This is a genomic window from Sphingomonas sp. GW821-FHT03E12 (assembly GCF_059420685.1).
Genome location: NZ_JBWKUF010000005.1, coordinates 304,157 through 314,697, shown reverse-complemented (window position 1 = coordinate 314,697; position 10,541 = coordinate 304,157). Strand labels below are relative to the sequence as shown.

At 67.1% G+C, this 10,541-nt stretch carries 12 protein-coding genes; 4 read left to right on the top strand and 8 right to left on the bottom strand.

Annotated elements, in window-relative coordinates; translation table 11 throughout:
- On the bottom strand, nt 1-197 hold a 197-nt coding region (locus AC07TU_RS18155), incomplete at its 3' end, for an acetyl-coenzyme A synthetase N-terminal domain-containing protein (protein WP_495189324.1).
- Nucleotides 198-312: 115 nt separating this feature from the next.
- Entirely contained in the window at nt 313-1,179 is an 867-nt protein-coding gene (gene phhA, locus AC07TU_RS18150; protein WP_495189323.1) for a phenylalanine 4-monooxygenase, read from the bottom strand.
- A 126-nt stretch (nt 1,180-1,305) separates the two neighbouring features.
- Here phhA and AC07TU_RS18145 point away from each other — a divergent pair, with 126 nt between their 5' ends.
- Nucleotides 1,306-2,040, top strand: coding sequence for an alpha/beta fold hydrolase (locus AC07TU_RS18145; RefSeq protein WP_495189322.1), 735 nt, complete (start codon nt 1,306-1,308; stop codon nt 2,038-2,040).
- Here the strand turns inward: AC07TU_RS18145 and AC07TU_RS18140 are convergent.
- Nucleotides 2,037-2,327, bottom strand: a complete 291-nt coding sequence (locus tag AC07TU_RS18140; protein ID WP_495189321.1) for a hypothetical protein — start codon at nt 2,325-2,327, stop codon at nt 2,037-2,039. The two genes, AC07TU_RS18145 and AC07TU_RS18140, sit on opposite strands and share 4 nt — an antisense overlap.
- A gap of 16 nt (nt 2,328-2,343) precedes the next feature.
- Nucleotides 2,344-3,399 carry a glycerophosphodiester phosphodiesterase gene (locus AC07TU_RS18135; RefSeq protein WP_495189320.1) on the bottom strand — a complete coding sequence of 352 codons (1,056 nt, stop codon included), beginning with the start codon at nt 3,397-3,399 and terminating at the stop codon, nt 2,344-2,346.
- A 60-nt stretch (nt 3,400-3,459) separates the two neighbouring features.
- Here AC07TU_RS18135 and AC07TU_RS18130 point away from each other — a divergent pair, with 60 nt between their 5' ends.
- From AC07TU_RS18130 to AC07TU_RS18120, 3 genes are read left to right on the top strand one after another with little or no spacing between them, the layout of a single operon-like run.
- On the top strand, nt 3,460-4,380 hold the full coding sequence (locus AC07TU_RS18130; RefSeq protein WP_495189319.1) for an XdhC family protein: 921 nt from the start codon (nt 3,460-3,462) through the stop codon (nt 4,378-4,380).
- On the top strand, nt 4,367-4,936 hold the full coding sequence (locus tag AC07TU_RS18125) for a nucleotidyltransferase family protein (protein WP_495189318.1): 570 nt from the start codon (nt 4,367-4,369) through the stop codon (nt 4,934-4,936). The genes AC07TU_RS18130 and AC07TU_RS18125 overlap by 14 nt, the downstream gene beginning before the upstream one ends.
- The gene (locus AC07TU_RS18120; RefSeq protein WP_495189317.1) at nt 4,929-5,786 is read left to right on the top strand and encodes an EamA family transporter; all 858 of its coding nucleotides are present in this window, start codon (nt 4,929-4,931) and stop codon (nt 5,784-5,786) included. Before AC07TU_RS18125 ends, AC07TU_RS18120 begins: the two co-directional genes overlap by 8 nt.
- On the opposite strand, the gene AC07TU_RS18115 is transcribed toward AC07TU_RS18120, so the two are convergent.
- From AC07TU_RS18115 to AC07TU_RS18100, 4 genes are read right to left on the bottom strand one after another with little or no spacing between them, the layout of a single operon-like run.
- Complete coding sequence (locus AC07TU_RS18115) at nt 5,787-6,995, bottom strand: ABC transporter permease (RefSeq protein WP_495189316.1); 1,209 nt, start codon at nt 6,993-6,995, stop codon at nt 5,787-5,789.
- Nucleotides 6,995-7,711, bottom strand: a complete 717-nt coding sequence (locus AC07TU_RS18110) for an ABC transporter ATP-binding protein (RefSeq protein WP_495189315.1) — start codon at nt 7,709-7,711, stop codon at nt 6,995-6,997. Before AC07TU_RS18110 ends, AC07TU_RS18115 begins: the two co-directional genes overlap by 1 nt.
- A complete protein-coding gene (locus AC07TU_RS18105; protein WP_495189314.1) occupies nt 7,704-9,104 on the bottom strand; it encodes an efflux RND transporter periplasmic adaptor subunit in 1,401 nt (466 codons plus the stop codon). The genes AC07TU_RS18110 and AC07TU_RS18105 overlap by 8 nt, the downstream gene beginning before the upstream one ends.
- A complete protein-coding gene (locus AC07TU_RS18100) occupies nt 9,104-10,537 on the bottom strand; it encodes an efflux transporter outer membrane subunit (RefSeq protein WP_495189313.1) in 1,434 nt (477 codons plus the stop codon). The genes AC07TU_RS18105 and AC07TU_RS18100 overlap by 1 nt, the downstream gene beginning before the upstream one ends.
- Between the last annotated feature and the right edge of the window lie 4 nt (nt 10,538-10,541).

The following is a 10,541-nucleotide window of genomic DNA, read 5'->3' as shown; positions in this document are numbered from 1 at the left end:
ATCCGGAAATCACCCTCGTCGAACGACCAGTCTCCAGCCAGCTCAGGTCGCTTCACCCAGTCCAACCGGCGCGACTGATCCAGCCAGAAGCTGCCCGGATCGGCGATCGAGCGCCCGTAAAGCTGCTCATAGCCCGCCGCGTCGTAGCGCGCCTCCCGTGCCCATTCCGCAGGAACTGGATGAATCTCGCCGGTCATTGCCTCTCCCTTCGGGCCGGAGCTGTAGTTTCCGGCCCGGAAAAGGCAACGCCATCGCCTCTTTCGCAACCTTAAGCTGCGGTGATAGCGATCTCAGCGAGGAATCATGTGCGGATTAGCGCTTCGAATTGGCATATTCCTGCGTACCGTGCGTGATCACGCGATCTCCCGCCACGATCTCCGCGACCGGAATATCGGGCTGAGCGAGAATCTCGGCATAGAGCGGTGCGAAATCGGTCTCGACCGTCGCCCTGAGCAGCGTGTCGAAGTCCGGAATGATGAAATAATTCTGCTGGAAATCGTCGATCCGATACTCGGTCCGCATCACCCGCTTGAGGTCGAAGCCGATGCGGTTGGGGCTGTCGCTCTCGAGCGCGAAGCGGCTTTCGGCGGAGCTCGACACGATCCCCGAGCCGTAGATGCGCAGCTCGCCCGCTTCCTCGATCAGCCCGAACTCGACCGTGTACCAGTAAAGGCGCGAGAGCTGCTTGAGCGCACCAAGCTCCATCGCCCGGCCGCCGCCGCGGCCATAGGCCTCCATATAGTCGGCGAACACCGGGTCGGCGAGCATCGGGACGTGCCCGAACACATCGTGGAAGACATCCGGTTCCTGCAGATAATCGAGCTGATCGGGGCGGCGGATGAAATTCCCCGCGACGAAGCGGCGATTGGCCATATGGTCGAAAAACACATCGTCCGGGACCAGACCGGGCACGGCGACGACCTGCCAGCCGGTGCGCTTCATCAGCCGCTCCGACAATTCCTCGAACCGGGGAATGCCGCCGTCGGAAAGCTTGAGCAGCTCCAGGCCATGCAGATAGGCCTTCGATGCGCGTCCGGGCAGCAGCTTGATCTGGCGCGCGAACAGCGTGTCCCACACGGCGTGTTCTTCCGCCGTGAAGGCGTCCCAATTCTGCGGGATCGTCCAGTCGGCCGCCGCACCCTCGGGCGGGCGGTCGAGAACATGGGTTTCATTGCTCATTCCGCGTCATACCATGGCTGTCGTAACAACGGAAACAAGTTGCGCTGCAGCATGCCCTAGAAACGCTCGCATCGCCCCCTATCTCGGGGATAGGGTGATGAAATGGTTGTTCGTGGAGAATACACGATGACTGGTGCCGAGATTCTGCCGCCTCCGCGCACATCCTTCTATGCAGAGGGGCCACGCCTCGCCTGGGCGCTTGCCGAGCTGGCGACCAAATGGCGCAGCCTCAAGGATACGCCGCCGGGTGACGGACGGCCGCTCTTGCTGCTGCCCGGCCTCGCCAATGGCGATACGTCGATGGCGGCGATGCACCATTTCCTGCGTGGCCGCGGTTACCGCACCTCGCGCTGGCGGCTGGGTATCAATCTGGGCGTTCGTTCGGTTGGCGACAACGTCGAAAGGCTGATTGCGCGGATCGAGCAGGTCTATGCCGAAGCCGGCGAGCAACCGGTGACGCTAATCGGCGTCAGCCTCGGCGGCATCCTTGCCCGCGTTGCCGCACATCGCCGCCCCGATCTGGTGCGCGAGGTGGTGACGATCTCATCGCCCTATGCCGGTCCGCCGACCGCAACCAACGTATGGCGGCATTTCGAAGTGCTCACGGGTCAGAAGATCGACGATCCCGCGGCACGCGCCATGCTGGCCGAAGCGGCCTCGCCGCTTTCGATGCCCGCCACCTCGATCTGGAGCCGCAGCGACGGCTTCGTGAACGGTGCCATCTGCCATGAGGGCGATCGGGAAGGCGCGCGCGCGATCGAAGTGGTCAGCAACCATATCGGCGTGCATTTCCGCCCCCAAGTGCTTCGCGCGGTTGCCGAAGCACTTGCGAGCAGCAAGGCCGGCGCCAACCCGTCCTAGTCGGGTTCGGGATCGCCCGCGCGATAGCCCTGATAGGGCCCGCAATTATCGGGATCCTTGCGGCAGGCCTCTTCGTGCTTCTTGCGCTCGCGGCCTTCGCGCGCTTCCTGCTTGCGCAGTTTACGGCCGGCATTGCGGTCGGCCTCGTCCTGGCTGGTGGTCGCCCAGTCGGCGGTCTTGCCCACCACCTTGACCGGCGCCGTGACGATGCCGGCGGCGGTCCTCAGGCAGCCTCCGGCGAGCAACGGCAACGCGGCAACGACCAGAATCAAACCCGTGCGCATCATGCTCTCTCCCGGCCGGTCAGCGGACATGCCGATCCCGCGCCTCTACGCCCTGATAAGGGAAATCAGTGAAGAAGCCATCCACGCCGGCCGCGAGATGGCGCGAAATCTCCTCGCCCAGCCGCCCGTGCCCGGCAGGGTTGATCCCGGCGCGCAGACCCGAGGGCAGAAAGAAATTCTCGGCGCGGAAGGTCCAGGGATGGACCTTGAGCCCCGCCGTGTGCGCGTCCGCCACCAGCGGCGTGACGGTGCCGTCGCCCTTCACCACCATCACCTTGGCGGGGCCGATCCCGGCGGCATAGGCGGCGACCGCCTTCAACCCCTCCGGCGTCGTCATCGCGGCATAGCTGGGCTGCGCGCCGTCGGCCGGTCCGCCTTCGGCATCCATTAGCTGGATCAGCGGCACCTTGGTCAACTGCTTCAGGGCCTTGAGGTTGTTCACCTCGAACGACTGGATGAAGACCGGTGCATCGGCGCGGTCCCAGCCCGCGGCCCTGAGCTCGGCGACCAGTGCCGCTTCCAGCGGCAGACCGATCGACGCGAAATAGGTCGGGTGCTTGGTCTCGGGATAGATGCCGATGGTGCGGCCCGTCTTCGCCGAGGCCGATTTGGCGAGCGCGATCACCTCGTGCAGCGTCGGCACTTCGAACTGGCCGTCGAACTTCGTGTTGCCACGGCGGAGCAAAGGCAGCCGCTCCTTCGCGCGCAGCGTCTTGAGCTCGGCGAGCGTGAAGTCTTCGGTGAACCAGCCGCTGTGCGTGGTGCCGTCGATCACCTTGCTCGTCTTGCGATCCCTGAACTCGGGCCGCGACGCGACGTCGGTCGTGTCGGTGATGTCGTTCTCGTGCCGCGCGACCAACTGGCCGTCCTTCGTCATCACCAGATCGGGTTCGATGAAGTCCGCGCCTTGCTCGATCGCCAGCTCATAGGCGGCGAGCGTATGTTCGGGCCGTTCGCCGCTGGCGCCGCGATGCGCGATGACGATGGGTTTCAGGGCAGGCATGATCGCGTCCTTCGCGGCGGCAGGAACCGCGACCATAGTCAGTGCAAGCACGGCTCGCCACAGGCCCGGCATCGCCCTATCTCCTTATGAAAGCGGGACCGGCTAATCGATTCGGATGACAATCTAGAGGCAATGGCGGACAACGACAGCGTGATCGCGGCGGCGCGGGCCTGGGCGGGGCAGCCGATGGCGCTCGCGACCGTCATCTCGACCTGGGGTTCCGCGCCGCGCCCGCGCGGTTCGCATCTGCTGGTCCATGGCGACGGGCGGTTCGAGGGGTCGGTGTCCGGCGGCTGCGTCGAGGCGGATATCATGGCCGCCGCGGCGGAGGTGATTGACGGCGGCGGGTTTCTGCGGCGGCGTTACGGCGTGGCCGATGCCGCGGCATGGGAGGTCGGTCTGCCCTGCGGGGGCGAGATCGAGGTGATGGTGCAGCCAGTCGCACCGCATGGCTTCGACCCCGCGCTGTTCACCGCGATCGACAACGCGCGCGACCAGGGTCGGACGCTCGACATACTCACCGATCTCGCGACCGGCCGAAGCGGCGTCGAGCCGGTGACGGGCGAAGCCTTTGCCAGCCGCTACGAGCCGCCGCGCCGGCTGCTGATCGTCGGCGCGGTACAGATCGCGCAGGTGCTCGCCGGCCTTGCGCGCGAACTGGGGATCGCGACCGTGGTGATCGACCCGCGCGGGCGCTTCCTGACGCCCGAGCGTTTCCCCGGCGTCACGCTTGACGATCGCTGGCCCGACGAGGCGGTGGCGGCGCTGCGGCCAAATGGGGCGACCGCGGTAATCACGCTGAGCCACGATCCCAAGATCGACGATCCCGCACTGATCGCTGCGCTGAACGCGGGCGCCGGCTATGTCGCGGCGCTGGGATCGCGCCGAAGCCATCAGGCCCGCCGGGGACGATTGGCCGTTGCGGGACTTTCAGACGGACAGATCGACCTGATCGATGCGCCGGCCGGGATCGATATCGGCGCGATCGGCCCGGCCGAGATTGCGTTGTCGATCGCGGCGGGGATGGTGAGGCGCCTGCATGATCCGGGCTGAACAGGTTGCGCTTGTACTGCTGGCCGGGGGCCGTTCCGAGCGCTTCGGAAGCGACAAGCTGACCCAGCTCTATCTCGGGCGGCCGCTCGGGCTGCATGCCGTCGTCGCGCTTGAGGCGGTGCCGTTCCGCGAGCGGATCGCGGTGGTCTCTCAGACGCAACTCGATCTTGCCGGCTGCGGTTACCGCATCGTCCGCAATGACGATCCCGCCGCCGGCATGGGCCGATCGCTTCGGCTTGGGGTCGAGGCGGCATGCGCGAGCGGCGCGGAAGCGGTGCTGATCGCGCTCGCCGACATGCCGCGCGTCACCGCGACGCATATCTACCGCCTGCTCGATCGCGCCGAGGGAGCTGACGCGATCGTCGCGTCAAGCGACGGGGTGATCCCGCGCCCGCCCGTGCTGTTCGGCAGCGCGCATTTCGATGAATTGCTGCATAGCGCCGGGGACATGGGCGCACGCGACCTGGTGAAGCGCGGCCATCACGTCGTCACCTCGCCCGCCGAGCTGGTGGACATCGATACCCCGCAGGATCTGGCGAAGCTCATCCATGGATGAGCAGGCACTGGCGATCGCGCTCGGGCTGTTCTCGGCGCTGACTCTGGCACTCGCCAATACCGCGGTGAAAAAGGGGCAGGATATCCTTGTTGGCCGCGCGGTGCTGTCATCGATCGCGGCGCTGCTGGTCGCACCCTTCGCATTGATCGTGCCCTTTCCGGACGCGGCGACCTGGCACGCGCTCGCCTGGGCGATCCCGGCGCATTTCTTCTACCAGATCTGCCTGATCCGGGCGATGCAGCGCGGCGAGCTGAGCCTTGTCTTCCCGATCATGCGGGGCGCTGCGCCGCTGCTGACCGCCGGATTCGCCGTGATCGTGTTGCGCGAGCATCTCCCCGCGATCGGCTGGGCGGGGCTGGTGCTCGCAACCGGTGCGGTGATCGTCTTCGCGCTGCCCGCTCGCGGCGTTTCGCTGCGCGCGCATCCCGACAAGGTGGCGATGGGATGGGCGCTGGCGACCGCACTGGGGGTCGCGCTCTACAACATGACCGACGCGCGCGGGGTGCGCGTCGCGCCCGACCCCTTCACCTATATCGTCTGGCTGTTCATGCTCGACGCGATCTGCGTGACCACGACCGCGCTGATCCTGCGGCGGCGCGAGCTGCGGCGCGCCATCGCCGAAACCTGGCGCACCGGTGCCATCGCGGGTGCGCTGTCGATCGCGTCGTTCGGCGCAGCGCTCTACGCCTATTCGTTGATCGAGGTCGCCAAAGTCTCGGCGCTGCGCGAGACCGCGGTGGTCTGGGCCGCCCTCATCGGGGCGCGCTTCCTCGGCGAGGGCCTGGGGCAACGCCGGATCCTCGCCGCGATCACGCTCGCGGCCGGACTGGTGCTGCTTCAGTTCGGGTAGTTATTCGTGCCTCAAGGCATCGATAGGATTGAGGCTCGCCGCGCGCCGTGCCGGGAAGAATCCGAACACCACGCCGATCACCGCAGAGATCAGGAAGGCGATGACGTTGATCTGCAGGTCGAAGGTCCATGGCACCTGCATCAAGGGCGTGATGATCGCGATCACCAGCTGCGCGAGCGCCAGGCCGATCACCCCGCCCAGCATCGACAGCACGATCGCCTCGACCAGAAACTGCAGCAGCACCTCGCTCGCGATCGCGCCGATGGCGAGGCGGATACCGATCTCGCGCGTCCGTTCGGTCACCGACACCAGCATGATGTTCATGATGCCGATCCCGCCCACGATCAGGCTGATCCCCGCCACCGCCGCGACGATCTGCGTCAGCAGGGTGGTCGTGCCGGTCAGCGTCGCGCTGATCTGCGCGGTATCGAAGATGTTGAAATTATCCTCCGCGCCCGGTTCGATCCGCCGCCGCTCGCGCAGCAAGTCGCTGAGCGAGGACTGGACCTGCGCGCTGTTATAGGCACTGTCGATCCCGACCAGCATCAGCCTGATGTCGCGATTGCCGGTGAAGCGGCGCTGGACCATCTTGATCGGCATGATGATGACATCGTCCTGATCGCCGCCGAACCCCGCCTGCCCGCGGGTCGAAAGCGTACCGATCACGTCGCATGAGACGTTGTTGACGCGCATCCGCTGGCCGACGGCGGGCGCGCCGCGGAACAGGTTCTGGCGCACGGTATTGCCGATGATGCACACCGACTTGCCTGCCGCTTCCTCCGCCGGCGAGAAGGTCCGCCCACCGGTCAGCGGCCAGGGCTGGACCTTGAAGAAATCGTTGGTGGTGCCGTTGACCGTGGTCGACCAGTTGGCGCCCTCATGAATCGCGGTGCCGGTGGTCTGCGCCTGCGGAGCAACTGCGGTGACGCCGGCAATCTGCTCCTTCACCGCCTCGACGTCCGCCTCCTCGAAATCGGGCGGGCGCGGGCCGCCGCCGCCGCGGCCGAAGCCCTGACCGGGGCGCACCTGGAGGATGTTGGTGCCGAGGCTGGCGATCTGCTGCTGCACCGCCGCGGTGGTCGCCTTGCCCAAAGTCACCATCGCAACCACCGCCGCGACGCCGATGATGATGCCGAGCGTGGTCAAGAACGAACGGAGCTTGTGCCGCAGGATCGACCGGATCGCGAGGGTGAAGGTGGTACCCAGCATCAGGCGGGCGCCTTTGCGCCGTTGCCGATCTCGGTCCGCTCGACCAGCCCGTCCTTGAAGTGGACGATGGTATGCGCGAACGCGGCCATGTCGGGCTCATGCGTGACCATCAGCACGGTGATGCCACTGTCCTTGTTGAGGCTGGTGAGCAGCTCCATGATCTCGATCGAGCGCGCGGAGTCGAGATTTCCGGTCGGCTCGTCCGCCAGCAGCACCGCGGGGCTGGTGACGATCGCCCTCGCGATCGCGACGCGCTGCTGCTGCCCGCCCGACAGTTCGGCCGGGGTGTGGTCCCACCAGTCGGCGAGCCCGACCTTCTCGAGCGCCGCCATGCCCAGTTCATGCCGGACCTTCTTGTCCTCGCCGCGATAGAGCAAGGGCAGCTCGACATTCTCGAGCGCGTTGGTGCGCGAAAGCAGATTGAACCCCTGGAACACGAAGCCGAGATATTTGCGCCGCACCAGCGCGCGCTGGTCGCGGTCGAGCTTCTGGATCTCCACGCCCTTGAACAGGAACTCCCCGCTGGTCGGCACGTCGAGGCAGCCCAGGATGTTCATCGTCGTCGACTTGCCCGATCCTGAGGGGCCCATCACCGCGACGAAATCACGCTCGGCAATGTCGAGGTCGACGCCCTTGAGCGCCTGGAACGCGGTCGCGCCCTCGCCGAACACCTTGGTGATGCCGCGCAGGCGGATGATCGGATCGGCGTCAGCCACCCGTCGCGCCTCCGCCGCCCTGCCGCCGCTGGCCGCCACCTCCGCCGGACTTACGCTGGCTGGAGCCGGAGCTTTCACCCGCATACTGGCCGGTGATGACCTCCATCCCTTCCTTGAGGTCGCCCGAGAGGATCTCCGTGACCTGACCGTTGGTGTCGCCGGTGGTCACCTCGATCGCCTGGGGCTTGCCGTCCGCACCCTTTACATAGACGGTCTGACGGGCGCCGCGGCCGATCGTCGCGGACTTCGCCGCGCCGCTCTGCCCGCGGCGCCCGCCGCGCGGTACCAGAGCGCTCGCCATGCCGCCGCCCGATTGCTGCGCGGCTCCATCGGTCGGGGTGAAGCGGAGCGCGGCGTTGGGGACGAGCAGGACATTGCTCTTCTGCAGCGTCACGATCTCCGCCGTCGCAGTCATCCCCGGCCGCAGTTTCTGCTCGGCATTGGCGACGCTGAGCGTGGCGCCATAGGAGACGACCTGCGCGCTCGTCGTCGAGGTGGAGGAAGACGAGGTGCTGCTCTGCGCCGACAGGTTCGAGCCCACATCGACGCGGCGGATCGCCGCGGGGAAGGTCTCGCCCGGGAAGGCATCGACGGTGAAGTTCGCCTTCTGTCCGTTCTTGACCTGGCCGACATCCGCCTCGTCGATCGCGACCTCCAGCTCCATCGCGCTCAGATCCTCGGCGATGACGAACAGGGTCGGCGTGTTGAACGATGCCGCGACGGTCTGGCCGGGATCGATCTGCCGCGCGAGGACGACGCCGTTGACGGGCGAACGGATGATCGCCTTGTCCCGCTGCGTCTGGTTCGAGCGGAGGGCCGCCTGCTGCGAAACCACCTGCGCCTGTGAGGCACGCAGCGTCGCGACCGCACGTGCGAGCGCCGCCCGGGCATTGTCCATTTCGGTCTTGGCGGGAACGCGCCCGCCCGAAAGCCGGCTGACCTCCTGGAAGCGGGTCAGCTGCGACTGCGCCTCTGTCACGGTTGCCTGATTCTGGGCAACGGTCGCCTGTGCGGCCGCCACAGCCGCCTTGCTCTGCTCGATCGTATCGTCGAGACGCGAGGGATCGACCAATGCCAGCGGCTGGCCTGCGGTGACGCGATCGTTCACGTCGACTTCGACCTTGGTGATCAGGCCCGACAGTTCGGAGCCGACCTGCACCTGATTGGTCGGCGCAAGCTTGCCGGTGGCCGAGACGGTGACGGTCAGCGCCCCGCGCTGCACCTTCTGCGTCGCATAGCCTGCCTGTTCGCTGCTTCCGAAATAGCGCCACAGGCCGAACGCAACCGCCAGCAAGACCAGTGCCAGGACGATCCATTTGGCGTAGCGCTGCCAGACGGGCGTCACCTTGCCGCCCAGAAATTCGTCCAGCTTGGGGTTCGCGGGTTCGGCCATCAGTCTTGTCCTGGCGTAGAGGGCGCGGAAACCCGCTCCGGCGTTGGGATGGTGCCCGCGTCCCAGCCGCCGCCGAGCGCGAGGTAGAGCTGGATCAGCGCCGTCGCCTGATCCGATCGTGCCTGAAGCAGGCCGTTGCGCGCCGAAATCAGCGCGGATTCGCTCTGGTTCAGCGTCACGAAGTCGGCGAGGCCCGCGCGATACGAACTGCGCGAGAGGATCGCGCTGTTGTTCGCGGCATCGAGCGCCACCGTAAACTCGCGCTCACGGCGCTGCGCGGCCTGAAGCGCGACCACCGCATTCTCGACATCCTCGAGCGCGTTGAGCACGGTCTGCTTGTAGCTGTAGAAGGCGCCGTCCGCCGCCGCCTGGGCCGAGCGGACCTGCGATCGGGTACGGCCCGCGTCGAAGATCGTCTGCGCGATGCTGGCGAAGACGCGGCCGGTGATGACGTCGAAGATATTGCCAAGGTTCGGCGCACCGGCATCGATGCTCCCGCCCAGCGAGAGCGAGGGATAGAGCTGCGCCTCCGCAACGCCGATCCGCGCGACCGCGGCGGCAAGGTTGCGCTCGGCGGAACGGATGTCGGGGCGCTGGCGCAGCGTATCGGCGGGGATGCCGACCGCGATCGCCGCCGGCCCTTCCGGCACGGGACGTACCGCCTCCATCTCGCCCTTGAGCGCGCCGGGGGCCTGTCCCGTCAGCACACCCAGCCGCGAGACCGCGCTGTTGTAGCTCGCCTCGATATTGGGGATCGTCGCCGCGGTCTGCGCCCGGCTCGACCGCGCCTGCTCCTGATCGAGCGAGGAAACCAGGCCCGCCTGCACGCGGAAGCCGGCGATCTCCAGATTGTCGTCCTGAATGGCAAGGCTGTCGCGCGCATAGGCGAGCTGCGCCTGCGCCGCACGGGCGAGAATATAGTTGCGCGCAATCTCCGCCTGGGTGGAGATCAGGACGGTGGCATAGTCGAAACCGCTGGCATCGAGCTGTGCACGGCTTGCCTCGACCCCACGCCGCACACCGCCGAACAGATCTGCCTGATAATTGACGTCAGCGCCGAGCGAGAAGCTGGAGTTGCCACCCGACTGGCCCGCAATCCCCTCGGTCCGCGACGCGCCGCCGCTCGCACTGACATCGGGGAGGAGCGACGCGCGCGACTGGACCAGCGCCTCGCGCGCCTGCCGCAATCGCGCCACCGCCTGCGCCACGTCGAGATTCTGCGTCGCCGCCTGCTCGACCAGCCGGGTGAGCAGCGGATCGTCGAACGCCGTCCACCATTGCCGCAGATCGGCCTGCGCTTCCTGCCGCGCTTCGACAGAGTATGCGGGCGGCACGCCCAGCTCGGACGCGCCCTTGGGCCGGTAATCCGGCCCGGCGGCGCAACCGGCCAGCGGCAGCGCGATGAGCGTCATCAGCATCGTCGGACGGTTCATCATG